Origin of the sequence: Flavobacterium phragmitis, assembly GCF_900112575.1 — a bacterium.
Classification (GTDB): Bacteria; Bacteroidota; Bacteroidia; order Flavobacteriales; family Flavobacteriaceae; genus Flavobacterium; species Flavobacterium phragmitis.
The window spans coordinates 144,082-160,351 of the sequence record NZ_FOMH01000012.1 but is presented as its reverse complement, the minus strand read 5'-3'; the positions used below and the strand labels follow the sequence as shown (position 1 = coordinate 160,351).

Genomic DNA, 16,270 nt, shown 5'->3' with positions numbered 1-16,270 from the left:
TTGGCGCTTTAAAATTTATTAATTTGAAAATTACAATTTCAAATCATCCACATCATTATAATGTACCTTTTGAATAATAGTTCCATTTTGCACTACCACAATACTTGGATTTGCTCTTTCAACGGTTTTTAAAGCTGTTCCGTCGCAGAAATAGAATTCAGTATCTAAGTTATATTGTTTTTTAGCTTTTGCAATTTCATCTGCTCCAGAAGCAGTCATTCCAATCACTTTATATCCTTTAGCTTTTGCATCAGCACTTACTTTTGCTAATTTTTTCATTCCTTCTGGATTTGATAGATTCAAATCGTAAGTAACAAAAATTAATAGTTTTGGTTCTTTAAGCAATTCATCTTTGTAATCAGAATCGTCTTTAGTCATAGTGAAATCGTGAATTGGCGGTACATAACCTTCAGAAATCACTTTATCTTTTCGGTCAACAAACGTTGCTCCTTCAGGGATATTCATTAAATCTTTTTCCGTAAATTCTTTTTCAACACCATTTACTTTGTAGATGAAAATCATTTCTACAACCGATTTTGGAGCGCCTTCCGGAATTTCCATTCCTTTTTCGATGTTTGTTCCCACTTTATACGGACGGAAATCTTTTATCGGATTGTGATTTAAAACCCAAACCGCCATAAATACACATAGAATAATGGCAATTAAAGTAATAATGTTGGTTACTAATTTTGAGAATAAAGGTTTTACTAATTTTTTATTGATGAATAAAATCAAAATAAAGAAAAGTAAAACAACATCTTTTGTAAAGGATTGCCAAGGCGTTAAATGTAAAGCATCTCCAAAACAGCCACAGTCTTTTACCACATCAAAATAAGCAGAGTAGAAGGTAAGGAAGGTAAAGAAAACAATTAAAAGCAATAACGCCCAAATCGTTAATTTTGATTTGTAACCCACTAAAAGCATTACACCTAATACAACTTCTAGAATTACTAAAAAGATAGCTAGTCCTAAAGCCAATGGCTCTAAAAATGGCATATTGAAAACGGGTTCGCTAAAATATTCTGCTAATTTATAAGAGAAACCAACTGGATCATTTAGTTTGATTAATCCAGAAATGATAAATAGGACGCCGACAAATAATCGGGAGAATTGGGTAATAATGTTTTTCATGGGGTAAAGTTTTTCTGCCACTAATTACACGAATCTACACGAATTGATTTGTGGGAATTTGTGTAATTTGTGGCTAAATATTATTTTATTGGATTAAGTATTAAAGCAAAAACAGAATAATTAATCATATCCTGATAATTGGCATCAATTCCTTCAGAAACGATTGTTTTTCCTTTGTTGTCTTCAATTTGTTTGACACGAAGCAATTTCTGCAAAATCAAATCGGTTAAAGAGCTTACACGCATGTCGCGCCACGCTTCTCCATAATCGTGATTTTTGGCTTCCATCAAATCTTTCGTCAGTTTTACTTTAGCATCATATAATTCAGTTGCTTTTTCAACGTCCAAATCAGGCTGGTCTACGACACCTAATTCTAACTGAATCAGAGCCATAATAGAATAATTGATAATTCCGATGAATTCTCCTTTTTCATCTTCATCCACTTTGCGGACTTCATTTTCCTGTAAACTTCTAATTCTTTGTGCTTTTATAAAAATCTGATCAGTAAGCGATGGTAATCTCAAAATTCTCCATGCACTACCATAATCTTTCATTTTATTGATAAACAATGTACGGCAAACCGCGATAACATTATCAAACTCTTCGGAAGTATTCTTCATTTATATGCTGTATATTTGCTAAAATTTCTTCAAAAATAAGGATAATTTTTTAAGAGTTTCAAGTTTCAGGTTTTCTTTGTTTCAAGTTTTTTCTAAACAAATTGTTAACGCTGAGAACTTGAAACTGAAAAAATGTTTCAGGTTTCAGGTTTCAAGTTCCCAAACTTGTGTAATCTGCATGAACTTGAAACCTTAAACAAATAAAACTTGAAACCAAATGTTTATTAACTGTAAAGGCGAACTTGTAGATTTAACGATTCCGAAAGTAATGGGAATTCTAAACGTAACGCCAAATTCTTTCTTTGACGGAGGAAAATATAAAAATGAAGACGAAATTATTTTGCAAGTCGATAAAATGCTTTCCGAAGGAGCTACATTTATCGATATTGGCGCTTATTCCAGTAAACCAAGTGCTGAATTTGTTTCAGAACAAGAAGAAATCGACCGAATTGTTCCCGCAATAGAATTGATTTTAAAGCATTTTCCAGAAGCATTATTATCCATTGATACTTTTAGAGCTGAAGTTGCCAAAGCGAGTATAGAAAGCGGTGCGACAATCATAAATGATATTGCAGCCAGCGAATTGGACGACAAAATGTTTGAAGTGATTGCCAAATACAACGTTCCATACATTATGATGCACATGCGCGGTAATCCGCAGACGATGCAAAGTTTGACGCAATATGATGATATTGTAAAAGAAATGCTTTTTTATTTTTCTGAAAAAGTACAACAAGCAAGAGCTTTAGGAATCAACGATTTGATTTTAGATCCAGGTTTCGGTTTTGCAAAAACAACTGACCAAAATTATGAAGTAATGGAGAAAATGGAGCTTTTTAATTTGTTGGAATTGCCAGTTTTAGCAGGGATTTCAAGAAAATCAATGATTTATAAGACATTAGATATTACACCGCAGGAAGCGTTAAACGGAACAACATTTCTGAATACGATTGCTTTGATGAAAGGAGCAAAAATTCTTCGTGTTCATGATGTGAAAGAAGCGGTGGAATGTGTTACTTTGTTTGATAAGATTAATTAATTTATCGTTACAATTATGGAAAATCCTAATGTTTTAAATACTCTGAATGTACTTCAAAAAGTTGAAATAGATGAAAACAATGATATTCTATTTTATTTGGGAGATATACCTAGTTGGACTATAAATGAATTTAGACTAGGAATGAATGGTCCGGTTGACTTTTATGAAGTATTTAAAATAAATCTCAATTTGAATCATGCAGATAAGGTTAGTTTATATTGGAAAGCTCGTAGATTTGTTGGCGAAAAATTTCTTATAACTATCGATAAAGATAAAATGAATATCTGGAAAGGAGAGCTAGATGAGTATGAAGAACAGTGGAATTTTTTTGATGATTTGGATGAGGAGATTTTAATTTTGAATTATTCAAAGTATAATGTACCAAAAACTGTTGAAGATTGGAAAAATGATTATACTAAATTAGAAAAGAGATATTATTCATTGTTACAAGAAAAATACAGAGCTGAATAATTTTTAAAAATGTTATTAATGATATGAAATACATTGCCTTAGCTATAGTTTGTTTTTTGTTTTCCTGCGGAAAAAAAGAAGATGTATTGTTACCAAAATCAAATGTTACAATTGTAAAAGATGTACAAGATCATTCGCCTATTTATATCTTTTTTAAAACCGAAGGAAAAGATACAATAGCCGATTTAAACCGAAAAAGCGCCATAATATCTACGAATTGGATTGTGAATATAGACAAACGTCTTCCTTTGAAATTGGTAATTCCGCAAGTAATGAAAATGCAGGATAAAAAGCGTAATGAAAAAATGCATCAGAATGAAGAATCTGAAAACTATTATTCTTATGCAGATTCTATTGGAAAGAATTTAGCTTTTCTACCTTTCACGAAAGTGTTTTATAAAATGGAAAGACCTGCCAAAGGAAGTTTTGTAGTTTACTTTAAAAAAGGAAAACAACAGGTTTTTGTGGGAAATCAAGAAATAAAATTAACAGAAATATTAAAGCAATTTTACAGTATAAAATTTGAAAAAGTTCCAGATTTAGTCTTTTTGTTTGATAAAAATATGAGCTATGAAGAATATCTTCGATACAAGATTTTATTGCAAAAAGAAGTGACTTACAATCTCGATAAACTTCCGATAGAATACATTTTCTAAAACTGAATACTAAAAAACTGTGAATGAACACTAATTTTTACTGATGATGATAAGGTTCGTTTCGTAAAATCGTAAAGCCGCGGTACAATTGTTCGATAAAAAATAAACGAACCATTTGATGCGAAAACGTCATTAGTGAAAGCGATACTTTTCCCTGTGCTTTTTTATAAATGGTTTCAGAAAATCCATAAGGCCCACCAATTACATAAACCAAAGTTTTAACGCCAGAATTCATTTTCTTTTGCAATTCTTCAGAGAAACCAACGCTGGAGAAGTTTTTTCCGTTTTCATCCAATAAAATTAATTGGTCGGTTGCTGAAAGTTTGGATAGGATCAATTCGCCTTCTTTTTCCTTTTGCTGGCTTTCAGATAAGTTTTTTACGCTTTTGATATCGGGAATAATCTCCAAATCAAATTTGATGTAAAATGACAAACGTTTGGTATAATCGTCAATCAGAGTCTGAAGCGATTTATTGTCTGTTTTGCCTATTGCGATTAACTTGATGTTCATTTGTAAAGTTTTTTTGCCACGAATTTCACTAATTGCCACGAATTTATTTTCTTTTGCCACGAATTTATTTTCTTTTGCCACAGATTAAAAGGATTATAAAGGATTTTGTAATCTGTGAAAATCTCTGAAATCTGTGGCAAAAAACTATTTTTTATTTTCAAAAACCGTTTCGAAATGTTCTACAATTGGAAATGGTTCGTAATAATGATGCAAAATATTTTTCCATTCCAAATACGCTTCAGAAGTTCTGAAACCAATGGTGTGATCTTCAAGCATATTCCAGTCAACCAATAAAAGATATTTGTTTTCGACTTCAAGACATTTCTCTAAACGATGTCCTAAATAACCATCGATTGACGAAATATATTGACTAGCTTTTGCAAAATCAGCTTCAAATTGATTTGCCAATTCTGGTTTTACATATAGAAATGCGGCTTCTAAAATCATAATTAAATGAATTTTATCTGCTTGATCTGCAAAATCTGCGGGAGAAAATTATACTCTCGCAGATTTTGCAGATTCAACAGATTTTATATTTATAGTTTGAAAAAAATCTGCGTTAATCAGCTTAAATCTGTTTAAAATCTGCGTGAAATCTCACACATATTAATTTTTAGAAAACTTCGCTTCAAAAATTTTAAAACGATTATCTAAATCTTTAATCAATTGTTTTTTAACCGATTCGTCTTGGATAAAACTGTAATTAATGCTGTTGTAAACGTATTTTTTTATTGTTGAATATGAAACATCCTGATATCTTTTTGCCAATAAAACATATTGCTCTGTCATATTGCTTCTTAAAATTCCGGCATCGTCTGTACTGATTACAATTGGCACATTAAACTCTTTATAAAGCGTAAACGGATGTCTGTTTTCTTTTACTTTCAAAATGAATTCGTTGCTCGCTAAATTGATTTCAATCGGAATATTATTTTTCGACATATATTTCAATAAATCATACGAATTTGCTTCATAAGCCATGTCAACTCCGTGTCCAATTCTGTTTGCTCCAGCAACATAAATCGCGTCATTAATATGCCAAGTCAATTCTTCTGGCTGAACTAAACCTAAAGTCAATTCGCCTGCGTGGAGCGTATATTTTACGTCTGGGAATTTCGAATGACAATATTTAAACATCACCATGTGCAACCAATAATCTTTCATAGAATTTTCGCCATGTTCCGGAGAAACGATATTTACTCCAGCAGTCAGTTTGCTTTCGCTTGACGAAATAAAAGCAATTACCAGATTCTTGAATAAATCCACCGGTTCCATAAAGCGCAATACAAAGTTCTGATAACGCATGGTGAATTTTTCGTCATCTATTTTTAAGTCTTTATGAAGTTTCGCCAGAAAATTGTTATTGAAATCTTCAGCATATTTTTTAGCCTCTTTTTTCTGAAGTGATTTGTACAGTTCGTCCAAAAGTTTTAAAACTGCTTTTTCGTCTTTTTGTTTAGAAGCCTGACGTAATTTGGAATTAAAATCAGCTAAATCAGAAACATTCATATCGCACGGAATCGTTGATAATTGTGTTTCGATGTAAAGAACATTTTCAGCAATGGCGCGCTTTTTTAATTCCAGCATTCCTTCTGCAAAATGACCTTTGATAGTAGGTTCGAATTTTTGAAAAGAATCAAAAAACTGATCGTCAGACGGAACAGAGCCATTATAATCTTTAATTGACCAAGTCTGCATAATCTGCTGTTCGTAATGCTCTAATTTTCCTTTGTTTCTAAGAGATGAAAAGTTCTCCCAATTTCCGTTTGCAGGTTTTGTTTTAGAAACCGCTAAAGTTTCTAAATTCAAATAAAAGTCTTCTGCAATTGCTCTTTCTAAAAGCGGTTCTGTATAAACTGATCCTGAAAAATGATGGTGTAAATCGCCTCCTTTTGGCATTTGTTGAAAGAAAGCGGTTAAGAGCGCTTCATTATTTCTGATTTTTTCTAAATAACTGTCAGCCGATTGAGAAAAGCCGATTTGTGTTATCAAAATGCAGAAAATTGTAATTATTCTTGTCATACTCTAAGATTAAATTACGCGCAAATATACGATTTTTATCTGAGGTTCAAAGTTGCAAAGAAACAAAGGAACAAAGTTCAAATGATTTATTAAATAAAAAGACGCACAGCAGTGCGTCTCTACAATAAAATTTTAGACAAAGATAGAAAACCTCTGTCCCTTTGTTTCTTTGAAACTTTGTCCCTTAAGAAAAAAGTACATCACGAATTTCTTCAACTTTATCAAAAACGCTTTTAGCAAAAGGACAAAGTGGGATAATTTTCAAATTATTTGCTCTTGCATATTCTACAGAAGCCATCACTAATTTTTTTCCAACACCTTTTCCGTTGAATTCCGGACTTACTTCAGTATGATCAATGATGAATTTAGAATCTCCTGCCCAAGTATAGGTCATTTTTCCAGCTTCTTTTCCGTCTTCTGTTGCTTCAAAGTAGCCTCTTTTTATATCGTTTATTTGTTGAATTTCCATGGTTGTTATATTAGTGTGGTTTTGATTTCAATTGAATGTGTCAATGTTTTATGAATAGGACAGCTGTTAGCAATTGTTTCTAAACGTTGTCTTTGCGTTTCGTCTACTTCGCCGATTACTTCAATTCTTCTGGTAAATGAGGTACAATTTCGCTCTGAATCTCTTTCAAAATCAATTTTGATATTGATTTCTTCGACGTTCCATTGTTTGCGATTAATGTACATTCTTAAAGTAATTAAAGTGCAAGAAGCCAATGACGAAGCCAAAAGTTCTGTTGGATTCAGTCCTAAATTTTTTCCGCCTAAAGATTGTGGTTCATCTGAAATTAAAACATTTCCGCTGGCAGATGTAATTTCTGTGCGATACAAACGCGTATCTATTTTTGCTGAAAGTGTATCCATAATTATTTGATTCTTGGTTCAGGTAATGGCACAAATTCGGTTTCTCCAGGAACTTTTGGGAAAGTTTGGTTTGTCCAATCAACTTTTGCTTTTTCGATCAAGTTTTTATCCGAAGAAACAAAGTTCCAAAAGATAAAATGTTCTTCAGGAAACGGTTCACCGCCAAAAAGATATACAGTTGAATTTTCGGTAATTTCAAATTCACAAAGAGAAGCTTCAGTTGTGATTAAAATTTGTCTTGGGTCATAAACATGTTCACCATTTTTAATACTTCCTTCTAAAATATATAAACCGCTTTCGCCAAATAAATCTTTTCCAATATTGATTTTCTTAGCATCTTTGCTTTTAATCTCAATAAAATACAGCGGACTATAAACCGGAACGGGAGATTTTTTGCCAAAAGCTTCACCGGCAATTAGTTTGTAAGAAACACCATCTTCTTCCCAAGCTGGAATGTCATCTGCTTCAACATGAGTGAAATTTGGTTCCATTTGTTCTAATTCTTTTGGAAGTGCCACCCAGATTTGCAATCCGTGAAGCATTTTATCTGAATGTCTTAAATATTCAGGAGTTCTTTCAGAATGTACGATTCCTTTTCCGGCTGTCATCCAGTTTACAGCGCCCGGTTTTATTTCCAATTCTGTTCCCAAACTGTCGCGGTGCATGATACTTCCTTCAAACAAAAAGGTTAAAGTAGAAAGTCCGATATGCGGATGTGGAGGAACATCCATATTTTCGTGGTCACTTAAATGTGCAGGCCCCATATGGTCGATAAATACAAATGGTCCGACAGCTCTTTTTTCACGGAAAGGCAATAAACGACCTACCATAAAGTTGCCAATATTGGCAGCACGTTCTTCGATAATTAAACTGATATTTGACATGTGGTATTATTTGATTTGAAAACAAAATTACAGTTGTGATGGAAATCTGTAACTTAATTTAGATTAAGAAAGCTTACTTTTTGTATTAACTATAAAAGTAATAAAAATGCGTGTTTTTTCAAATTCGATTACTTGTTGCGTTTTTGTGTCAGACTGAGCGAAGTCGAAGTCCCACATGCTGAATCACTTTGCGGGACTTCGACTTCGCTCAGTCTGACAATATTCGATAATACCTTTTCGGTTTAATCAATCAATTCAAACTTCAAAACTTCACTCTCAGTTCCATTAATTATAATAGATAATTGATGCACTCCGGTATAAAAAACTCTCGTTGTAATCAATTTAAAAGACTGATTTCTTTCGATCTTAGTTAATTGATTCGGATGATACATCTTTTCACTGATTTTAAAGACCTTTTTAGCCAGGTGTCCTTTTGCTTTTTTATAGTGAACAGCATATTCTAGACGTACTGTTTTAGGTTCTTCGTTTTTATTGTTTAAATGAAATTGAAATTGCAAATAATCGCCAATTTTTACTGTCGGTGTTTTAATTTCGAAAGACGAAAGTTCAATATTACTGCTTTCTAAACCATAATGACTCAGGATTTCTGGGTGTCCTTGTTTTAATAAAGTTCTTGAACCGTGTTTGATAATTCCGTCAGTTTCTTTGCTATGACCTTTCCATTTAGAAGCAATTTCCAATACAATCTGCGGATTATCTTTGGCAATATCATTTAAATTATTGGCTACACTTCTTCGGACATATTCGGAAGGATCGTTTTTTAGATTTTCTAAAATTGGAAGAATAGAAGACGGATCTTTCTTCAAAAATGGAATCGCCATTGCCCAAGGTAATCTCGGACGTGAACCTTCGCTTGCCAACCGACGAACATGATGATTTTCATGCAAGGACCATTTGATCATTTCGTCGATCATTTGTTCTTTATATTTTAAAATGAAAGGACGAACGGCAAATTCACAACTGATAAATTGTGTAATAGAAACGAAGGCTTTCTTCGAAGTTTCAAAATCGTCTAAACCATACATTTCGATATAATCAGCAAAGAAAACGAAAGCCAGATTGCTGTCAGCAAAGTTGTTTTTTCTTAAGTTTTCTATGATTTTATCAATTAAAGCAACGGCTTCAGGGAAATTTTGAGGCATAAACTGATGAAAAACAACAGTAGTATGTTTCATTCTTTCTTTCCATTCTTTCTGGGCAAAATTTCCATCGAAAATTGCCTCAATGAATTTTTGTTTTTCGAATGTTGGATAGACTTCAGCGACAGCTTTGCTAAAATTTTCGTAAAATGAAACCGAATAAATATCTTTAATTAATCCCATGATTTTTGTTTGAATAAACCTCAAAGATATTTAATTGATTTCTTATTAAGAGAGTAAGTTTTGTTAAGAATTGTAACTTTATTTTTCACACTATCTTAAGGGTTAAAAAAGAGATATTTACTGTTTTTAATTGTTGAAGCAGATTTGATTTGAAAAATTTAAACACATAGAAACATAGATTTTATAGTAAAAGCAATTTAGAATTTAGAAAAAATCTAGATTTCAACACATAGGTTGCACTTGAAACTATGTGCATTGATGCAAGTGAAACGCCTCTTAAAGTCAAAGTAAAACTATGTTTCTATGTGTTTGAAAAAAGATGTATTTTCTGTATTGTTAAAAACAGAATTTAAGGTAATAATAAACTTTTCGCAAAAAGTAAACTTTTAATTCCATAAAATAAGTTCTAATTTAGCGTATTATTAAAAATAAGAAAATGATAAGTAAAGTTCAGTTTCAATCAGAATTACAGCTTTTGATAAGCAATGCCATTAGAGAAGATGTTGGTACAGGAGATTACAGTTCACTGGCCTGTATTCCAGATACGGCTCATGGTCAGGCAAAATTATTAGTAAAAGATCAGGGAATTATTGCTGGTGTTGAACTTGCTAAAATGATATTTGAATACGTAGATCCAAAGCTTAAGGTAAAAACATATATCGAAGACGGAACTCATGTAGAATATGGAGAGGTTGTTTTTGAAGTTTCGGGAAGTTCACAATCTATTTTAAAAGCCGAAAGAGTAGTTTTAAATACGATGCAGAGAATGTCGGCAATTGCTACTAAGACGAATCAATACGCACAACTTTTAGAAGGAACGGGAGCTAAAATTCTGGACACTAGAAAAACGACACCCAATTTTAGAGTAGCAGAAAAATGGGCTGTAAAAATTGGCGGAGGAGAAAATCATCGTTTTGCCTTGTATGATATGGTAATGTTAAAAGATAATCATATTGATTTTGCTGGTGGCATTACCCGTGCTATTGCTAAAACAAAAGAATACTTAAAGGCAAATAATCTTGATTTAAAGATTATTGTAGAAGCTCGTAATTTGGATGAAATTAGAGAGATTTTACAAAGCGACGGCGTTCACAGAATTTTGATTGACAACTTTAATTATGAAGATACCAAAGAAGCCGTAAAACTTATTGGATCCAAATGTCAGACAGAATCTTCAGGAAATATCAACGAAAAAACCATTCGTGAATATGCTTTGTGCGGTGTAAATTATATTTCGTCTGGAGCTTTAACACATTCTGTTTACAATATGGATTTGAGTTTGAAAGCTTTTTAGGCGATGAGTTAAGAGTTTTGAGTTATGAGTTGGGTTCTGAAACATATTCAATTTAGGTATAAATCTAAAATCTGAACTCTAAAATCTAAAATCAGAAAGATATGTCGCAAGAGATAGAAGCTCGGATTGAAAAATTGCCTGTTATACGCAATCTAGCCCGACTTTTAAAAACAATAAAGTTACCTTGGTTAGAAGGTTTTTCGCTGTATGATTTGCTTGAAATGTACACTTTAGGAATTCTTGAAGGTGCATTCTCCTATCATGCCAGTGCTGTTTCTTTTAGCTTTTTTATGGCTTTATTTCCTTTTGCGTTGTTTATTCTGAACTTAATTCCGTTTATTCCAATCGATAATTTTCAGGACGATTTTCTGCAGTTTGTCCAACAGAGTGTTCCGCCAAATACTTATGATGCTATTAGTAAAATTATCAGTGATATCCTGAATAATAGTCACTCTGGTTTATTATCATCGGGTTTCTTGCTTTCTATTTTTTTGATGGCAAACGGCATCAACGGAATTTTAAGCGGTTTCGAATCTTCCAAACACGTTTTTGATAAAAGAGGTTTTTTTAGGCAATATTTGGTCGCGCTTGCCATTTCACTTGTAATGACCGTTATATTGTTTGTAACTGTAGCAACGATTGTGGTATTTGAGGTCTTTATCCAAAAGACAATTATTCAGGATGTCTTAAGCGATCGTATTCCCCTAATTATTTTAGGACGATATTTATTTGTTATTCTGATGATTTTGATAACATCTTCAATATTATTACGTTATGGTACAAAACAGTACAATAAAGTATCTTTTATAAGCATCGGTTCTGTTTTTACGACCATTTTAATTGTTATATCTTCGTTCTTTTTTGGGATTTGGGTTATAAAATTCTCAAAATATAACGAACTTTATGGTTCAATTGGGACATTATTAATTCTAATGTTTTATATTTGGATAAACTGTATGATTCTGCTTTTAGGGTTCGAATTGAATGCTTCTATCAGAAAATTAAAACAAAAAAAAGAAAAATAATATGAAAAATTTGATGCTAACTATCGGAGTGTTCTTCTTTGCGCTGACCATGCAAAGCCAAAGTGTAATTGGAAAATGGAAAACTATTGATGATGAAACAGGTGAAGCTAAATCGGTTGTAGAAATTTACGAAAAGTCAGGAAAAATATACGGGAAGATTGTAGATATACTTCGCGAGAACCATAAAAAAGATGTTTGTGTAAAGTGTGATGGTGCTGAAAAGAACAAACCAATTTTAGGAATGGTGATTATAAACGGACTTAAAAAAGATGGTTCGGAATATAACGGAGGAACAATTTTTGATCCAACAAGCGGTAAAAAATACAAATGTTATATTTCGTTAGAATCGGCAGATAAATTAAAACTTCGCGGTTATGTAGGGATTTCTTTGATGGGAAGAACACAATACTGGACAAGAGTAAAAAATTAATTCTAAAATCTAAATGCGAAAATTAGCTTCGATAATTTTATTCTTAGCAATCGTTTCAAACAGCTTTGGACAATCTAAGAATTCGCCTTTACAAATAAGTCATCTAACAGGTGACTTTTATGTTTATAGAACCTTTAATGATTATAAAGGAAACAAGATTTCTGCCAATGCCTTATATCTGGTAACAGATAAAGGTGTTGTGCTTTTTGATGCACCTTGGGATAAAACACAATTTCAGCCTTTATTAGATTCTATAAAAGCGAAACATAATAAGGATGTAGTAATGCTTTTTGCAACGCATTCTCATGAAGATCGTGCAGGAGGATTTGATTTCTACAAGAAAAAAGGAATCAAAACGTATTCAATAAAACTGACCGACGATATTCTGAAAAAGAATAAAGAGCCAAGAGCAAAATTTATAATTCCGAATGATACAACATTTACAGTTGGTCAGCATAAATTTGAAGTTTATTATCCAGGAAAAGGTCATGCGCCGGACAATATTGTAGTTTGGTTTGATAAAGAAAAAGTGCTTTACGGAGGCTGTTTTGTAAAAAGTGCAGATGCAGAAGATTTAGGCTATTTAGGAGATGCAAATGTGAAAGAATGGAAAACATCTATTGGAAAAGTCAAAACAAAATTTAAGAATCCAAAGTTCATTATTCCGGGTCACGATGATTGGAAAAATATAGAGTCTTTAAATCATACCAGCGAATTGGTTAATGATTATTTGGCTAATTCTTTGAAGAAAAAGTAGTTCTCAAATATGAAAGCCTTGTATGTTTTGAGTTGAAAAATAGTTTAAATTTGTATTTATATTGTAAAGAGGGATAAGATGACTGTAACGGATAAAAATATATTAGAGGCTTATTCAAATTTATTTGAAGGACTTAGTTTTTCAAATAAAATTGAACTTATAGAAAGACTAACAAAATCTATAAAAAGCAATAAATCAAAAGAAAATGATTTCTATAAATCTTTTGGAGCCTTTGCTTCTGAAAAATCTCCAGAAGAAATAGTTTCTGATATAAAAGCTAATAGAAACTTTAAGAATAGAGAAATTAAGTTTTAATGGGATATTTATTAGATACAAGTATTTGTGTATTCTTTTTAAGAGGAAAACTTAATCTTGATAAAATGGTGAAACAAGTAGGTTTAGAAAATTGTTATATTTCTGAGATAACAGTTGCAGAACTTCGCTTTGGTGCTGAAAACAGTGATGATCCAGTAAAATCTAATAAAGCTGTTGATGTTTTTTTAAGAGGATTAACAATACTTCCAATTTTTGGGTCAATTAAGAGATATGCAATTGAGAAGGTTAGGCTTAGGAAAATAGGAAAACCTATTAATGATGAATTTGATCTTTTAATTGGGGTAACAGCGGTTGAGAATCAATTAATTTTGGTTACTGATAATGTCAAAGATTTTAAGCTTTTGGACGGAATTAAAATGGAGAATTGGTTTGAAAGAAATTAAACATTATCAGTTCAAATTAATTCTTCAATCTTTTTAAAATTTCTACATGTTTTTTATCGAAGTTATTTTACCGCTTTCTTTAGCAAAAACGTTTACTTATCGTGTTTCTGAAGCCGAATTCCATTTTATTCAAAAAGGAATGCGCGTCGCGGTGCCTTTCGGTAAAAGCAAAATCTATACGGCGCTTGTATTAGATGTGCATGAAAATGCGCCCACATTGTACGAAGCCAAAGAAATCCATCAAATTTTAGACGAAAAACCAATCGCAACCGAAACTCAGATTAAACACTGGCTTTGGGTTGCCAATTATTATATGTGCGGTATTGGTGACGTCTATCGCGGTGCTTTTCCAAGCGGATTATTATTGGAAAGTGAAACAGTGGTTTCGCATAAACCAGATGTCATAGTCAATGATTCAGAACTTTCGGATGATGAATTTTTAGTTTATGAAGCGTTACAGCATCAAAGCTCACTTACGGTTCAGGAAATAGCTTCTATATTAAACAGAAAAAATATACTTCCAATTCTACAGAAATTAATAGCTAGAGATATTATTTTTTTAGAAGAAGAAATAAAAGAAAGCTATAAACCTAAGTTGGTTCGATATGTAAAACTACATTCGAAATACGAATCGGATAATGGTCTGGCAGAATTACTTGAAACACTGAAAAATGCCAATAAACAAAAAGAAATTGTTTTGGCTTATTTTCAAATTAGTGCTTCAGAAAAAAAGCCTGTTACAGTGAAGAAATTAACTGAGTTTTCAGGAGTGACTTCAACTGTTGTAAAAGCTTTAATAGAAAAAGAAATTTTCGAAGAATATTATTTGCAACATGATCGCGTTACATTTAATGGGGAAAAATCGGAAAAAGAACTTCAGTTAAGTGAAGCGCAAGAGAAAGCTTTTACAGCTATTAAAGAAAGTTTAGCAGAGAAAGAAGTTTGTCTGCTTCATGGAGTGACTTCAAGTGGAAAAACAGAAATCTACATTAAGTTAATCGAAGAATATTTGGAAACAGGAAAGCAGGTTTTGTATCTGCTTCCGGAAATTGCACTTACTACGCAATTGGTTTCCAGATTACGTTTGCATTTTGGAGATAAAGTGGCTGTTTTTCATTCCAAATATAGCAACAATGAAAGAGTTGAGGTTTGGAAGCAAACGCTCGAAAATTCTCCAAAAGCACAAATTGTAATAGGAGCAAGGTCGGCTTTATTTTTGCCTTTTAACGATTTAGGTTTATTAGTTATTGACGAAGAACACGAACAGACTTTTAAACAAACAGATCCTGCGCCTAGATATCATGCGAGAGATTCTGCAATAGTTTTAGCGAATTTTCATAATGCGAAAGTATTATTGGGATCTGCCACTCCAAGTATTGAAACCTATTTTAATACACAGCAGGATAAATATGGTTTGGTAACGCTTTCTGAACGTTATAAAAATGTCCGTCTTCCTGAAATTATTTTAGTCGATTTAAAAGACAAGTATTTTAGGAAAAGAATGACGGGACATTTTAGCGATATTTTGATTGAAGAAATCGCGGAAGCTTTGTCTGTAGGTGAGCAGGTAATTTTATTTCAGAATAGAAGAGGATATTCTCCCGTTATAGAATGTATGACTTGCGGACATGTTCCGCATTGTCAGCAGTGCGACGTAAGTTTGACTTATCATAAACATAAAAATCAATTGCGTTGTCATTATTGTGGTTATTCTATTGCTAAGCCAACCAACTGTCATAATTGTTCCAGTATTGATTTGACAACGAAAGGATTTGGGACAGAACAAATAGAACAGGAGCTTTCCTCAATTTTTCCAAAAGCAAAAATCGGAAGAATGGATCAGGATACAACACGCGGTAAATTTGGTTTCGAAAAGATTATCGATACCTTTAAAAATAGAGAAATTGATGTTTTGGTAGGAACTCAGATGTTGGCTAAAGGTTTAGATTTTGATAATGTGAGTCTGGTTGGCATAATGAATGCCGACAATATGTTGCATCATCCTGATTTTAGGGCTTTTGAACGTAGTTTTCAAATGATGACACAAGTTGCCGGAAGAGCGGGAAGATCTGAAAAACAAGGAAAAGTTGTGATTCAGACTTACAATCCGAATCATAATACGATTCAGCAAGTTACAAATCATAATTATATAGGTATGTATAAGGAGCAGTTATACGATCGTCAGATTTATAAATATCCTCCTTATTTCAGAATTATAAAACTCACTTTAAAACATCGTGATTACGATAAACTTAAAGAAGGGTCGATGTGGCTATATCAGGTTTTGAGCCAGAATTTAGGTATTCCGGTTTTAGGGCCGGAAGAACCAGCGATAAGCAGGATCCGAAATGAATACATTAGAAGCATCTTGATTAAGATTCCACACAACCAGCATTTGGGGAATACAAAAAAAACTATCCAGAAAATGCTGAATAGTTTTGAAGCTGTGGCTCAGTACAGAGCTATAAAAGTTGTTGTGAATGTCGATTTTTATTAGT

General features: G+C 32.5%; 19 protein-coding genes. 10 read left to right on the top strand and 9 right to left on the bottom strand.

The window, feature by feature from the left end; genetic code table 11:
- Positions 1–30: 30 nt before the first annotated feature.
- Entirely contained in the window at positions 31–1,131 is a 1,101-nt protein-coding gene (locus tag BM289_RS20660) for a BT_3928 family protein (protein ID WP_091497061.1), read from the bottom strand.
- A gap of 80 nt (positions 1,132–1,211) precedes the next feature.
- Positions 1,212–1,751 (bottom strand): DUF1599 domain-containing protein, encoded by a 540-nt coding sequence (locus BM289_RS20655; protein WP_091497059.1) that lies wholly within the window; start codon positions 1,749–1,751, stop codon positions 1,212–1,214.
- Positions 1,752–1,968: 217 nt separating this feature from the next.
- Here BM289_RS20655 and folP point away from each other — a divergent pair, with 217 nt between their 5' ends.
- Genes folP through BM289_RS20640 form a run of 3 tightly spaced genes read left to right on the top strand, consistent with a single transcriptional unit; the run spans position 1,969 to position 3,917 of the window.
- On the top strand, positions 1,969–2,790 hold the full coding sequence (gene folP / locus BM289_RS20650) for a dihydropteroate synthase (RefSeq protein WP_091497058.1): 822 nt from the start codon (positions 1,969–1,971) through the stop codon (positions 2,788–2,790).
- A gap of 15 nt (positions 2,791–2,805) precedes the next feature.
- Entirely contained in the window at positions 2,806–3,261 is a 456-nt protein-coding gene (locus tag BM289_RS20645; protein WP_091497056.1) for a hypothetical protein, read from the top strand.
- Positions 3,262–3,284: 23 nt separating this feature from the next.
- Positions 3,285–3,917 (top strand): hypothetical protein, encoded by a 633-nt coding sequence (locus tag BM289_RS20640; protein WP_091497054.1) that lies wholly within the window; start codon positions 3,285–3,287, stop codon positions 3,915–3,917.
- 37 nt (positions 3,918–3,954) lie between these two features.
- Here BM289_RS20640 and rlmH read toward each other — a convergent pair whose 3' ends face one another.
- From rlmH to BM289_RS20605, 7 genes are all read right to left on the bottom strand, one after another.
- Positions 3,955–4,428 (bottom strand): 23S rRNA (pseudouridine(1915)-N(3))-methyltransferase RlmH, encoded by a 474-nt coding sequence (gene rlmH, locus BM289_RS20635; protein ID WP_091497140.1) that lies wholly within the window; start codon positions 4,426–4,428, stop codon positions 3,955–3,957.
- 144 nt (positions 4,429–4,572) lie between these two features.
- Positions 4,573–4,875 (bottom strand): antibiotic biosynthesis monooxygenase family protein, encoded by a 303-nt coding sequence (locus BM289_RS20630; RefSeq protein WP_091497052.1) that lies wholly within the window; start codon positions 4,873–4,875, stop codon positions 4,573–4,575.
- A 159-nt stretch (positions 4,876–5,034) separates the two neighbouring features.
- Positions 5,035–6,450: an amidohydrolase family protein gene (locus tag BM289_RS20625; RefSeq protein WP_091497050.1), complete on the bottom strand. Its 1,416-nt coding sequence runs from the start codon at positions 6,448–6,450 to the stop codon at positions 5,035–5,037.
- 184 nt (positions 6,451–6,634) lie between these two features.
- Positions 6,635–6,919, bottom strand: coding sequence for a GNAT family N-acetyltransferase (locus tag BM289_RS20620; protein ID WP_091497048.1), 285 nt, complete (start codon positions 6,917–6,919; stop codon positions 6,635–6,637).
- A gap of 5 nt (positions 6,920–6,924) precedes the next feature.
- Positions 6,925–7,320: an OsmC family protein gene (locus tag BM289_RS20615; RefSeq protein WP_008463013.1), complete on the bottom strand. Its 396-nt coding sequence runs from the start codon at positions 7,318–7,320 to the stop codon at positions 6,925–6,927.
- A 2-nt stretch (positions 7,321–7,322) separates the two neighbouring features.
- Positions 7,323–8,204: a pirin family protein gene (locus BM289_RS20610; RefSeq protein ID WP_091497046.1), complete on the bottom strand. Its 882-nt coding sequence runs from the start codon at positions 8,202–8,204 to the stop codon at positions 7,323–7,325.
- Positions 8,205–8,446: 242 nt separating this feature from the next.
- A complete protein-coding gene (locus BM289_RS20605; RefSeq protein WP_091497043.1) occupies positions 8,447–9,547 on the bottom strand; it encodes a DNA alkylation repair protein in 1,101 nt (366 codons plus the stop codon).
- A gap of 436 nt (positions 9,548–9,983) precedes the next feature.
- On the opposite strand from BM289_RS20605, the gene nadC reads away from it, so the two are divergent.
- From nadC to priA, 7 genes are all read left to right on the top strand, one after another.
- Positions 9,984–10,841 carry a carboxylating nicotinate-nucleotide diphosphorylase gene (nadC, locus tag BM289_RS20600; protein ID WP_091497041.1) on the top strand — a complete coding sequence of 286 codons (858 nt, stop codon included), beginning with the start codon at positions 9,984–9,986 and terminating at the stop codon, positions 10,839–10,841.
- A 101-nt stretch (positions 10,842–10,942) separates the two neighbouring features.
- Entirely contained in the window at positions 10,943–11,866 is a 924-nt protein-coding gene (locus BM289_RS20595) for a YihY/virulence factor BrkB family protein (RefSeq protein ID WP_091497039.1), read from the top strand.
- Position 11,867: 1 nt separating this feature from the next.
- The gene (locus BM289_RS20590; RefSeq protein ID WP_091497036.1) at positions 11,868–12,296 is read left to right on the top strand and encodes a DUF2147 domain-containing protein; all 429 of its coding nucleotides are present in this window, start codon (positions 11,868–11,870) and stop codon (positions 12,294–12,296) included.
- 13 nt (positions 12,297–12,309) lie between these two features.
- Complete coding sequence (gene bla-B1-FLAV, locus BM289_RS20585) at positions 12,310–13,053, top strand: subclass B1 metallo-beta-lactamase (protein ID WP_091497035.1); 744 nt, start codon at positions 12,310–12,312, stop codon at positions 13,051–13,053.
- A 78-nt stretch (positions 13,054–13,131) separates the two neighbouring features.
- Positions 13,132–13,368 (top strand): hypothetical protein, encoded by a 237-nt coding sequence (locus BM289_RS20580; protein ID WP_091497033.1) that lies wholly within the window; start codon positions 13,132–13,134, stop codon positions 13,366–13,368.
- A complete protein-coding gene (locus BM289_RS20575; RefSeq protein WP_091497031.1) occupies positions 13,368–13,772 on the top strand; it encodes a type II toxin-antitoxin system VapC family toxin in 405 nt (134 codons plus the stop codon). The genes BM289_RS20580 and BM289_RS20575 overlap by 1 nt, the downstream gene beginning before the upstream one ends.
- 46 nt (positions 13,773–13,818) lie before the next feature.
- Complete coding sequence (priA, locus tag BM289_RS20570) at positions 13,819–16,269, top strand: replication restart helicase PriA (RefSeq protein ID WP_091497029.1); 2,451 nt, start codon at positions 13,819–13,821, stop codon at positions 16,267–16,269.
- The last annotated feature ends 1 nt before the right edge of the window (position 16,270 follow it).

Bases quoted from the DNA above. Each gene is read 5' to 3' on its own strand.
- BM289_RS20625 (WP_091497050.1), bottom strand. From the start codon at position 6,450: ATGACAAGAATAATTACAATTTTCTGCATTTTGATAACACAAATCGGC.
- priA (WP_091497029.1), top strand. From the start codon at position 13,819: ATGTTTTTTATCGAAGTTATTTTACCGCTTTCTTTAGCAAAAACGTTT.
- BM289_RS20615 (WP_008463013.1), bottom strand. From the start codon at position 7,320: ATGGATACACTTTCAGCAAAAATAGATACGCGTTTGTATCGCACAGAA.
- bla-B1-FLAV (WP_091497035.1), top strand. From the start codon at position 12,310: ATGCGAAAATTAGCTTCGATAATTTTATTCTTAGCAATCGTTTCAAAC.
- BM289_RS20620 (WP_091497048.1), bottom strand. From the start codon at position 6,919: ATGGAAATTCAACAAATAAACGATATAAAAAGAGGCTACTTTGAAGCA.
- BM289_RS20610 (WP_091497046.1), bottom strand. From the start codon at position 8,204: ATGTCAAATATCAGTTTAATTATCGAAGAACGTGCTGCCAATATTGGC.
- BM289_RS20645 (WP_091497056.1), top strand. From the start codon at position 2,806: ATGGAAAATCCTAATGTTTTAAATACTCTGAATGTACTTCAAAAAGTT.
- BM289_RS20660 (WP_091497061.1), bottom strand. From the start codon at position 1,131: ATGAAAAACATTATTACCCAATTCTCCCGATTATTTGTCGGCGTCCTA.
- BM289_RS20595 (WP_091497039.1), top strand. From the start codon at position 10,943: ATGTCGCAAGAGATAGAAGCTCGGATTGAAAAATTGCCTGTTATACGC.
- BM289_RS20590 (WP_091497036.1), top strand. From the start codon at position 11,868: ATGAAAAATTTGATGCTAACTATCGGAGTGTTCTTCTTTGCGCTGACC.
- BM289_RS20630 (WP_091497052.1), bottom strand. From the start codon at position 4,875: ATGATTTTAGAAGCCGCATTTCTATATGTAAAACCAGAATTGGCAAAT.
- BM289_RS20605 (WP_091497043.1), bottom strand. From the start codon at position 9,547: ATGGGATTAATTAAAGATATTTATTCGGTTTCATTTTACGAAAATTTT.
- rlmH (WP_091497140.1), bottom strand. From the start codon at position 4,428: ATGAACATCAAGTTAATCGCAATAGGCAAAACAGACAATAAATCGCTT.
- BM289_RS20580 (WP_091497033.1), top strand. From the start codon at position 13,132: ATGACTGTAACGGATAAAAATATATTAGAGGCTTATTCAAATTTATTT.
- BM289_RS20640 (WP_091497054.1), top strand. From the start codon at position 3,285: ATGAAATACATTGCCTTAGCTATAGTTTGTTTTTTGTTTTCCTGCGGA.
- BM289_RS20575 (WP_091497031.1), top strand. From the start codon at position 13,368: ATGGGATATTTATTAGATACAAGTATTTGTGTATTCTTTTTAAGAGGA.
- nadC (WP_091497041.1), top strand. From the start codon at position 9,984: ATGATAAGTAAAGTTCAGTTTCAATCAGAATTACAGCTTTTGATAAGC.
- BM289_RS20655 (WP_091497059.1), bottom strand. From the start codon at position 1,751: ATGAAGAATACTTCCGAAGAGTTTGATAATGTTATCGCGGTTTGCCGT.
- folP (WP_091497058.1), top strand. From the start codon at position 1,969: ATGTTTATTAACTGTAAAGGCGAACTTGTAGATTTAACGATTCCGAAA.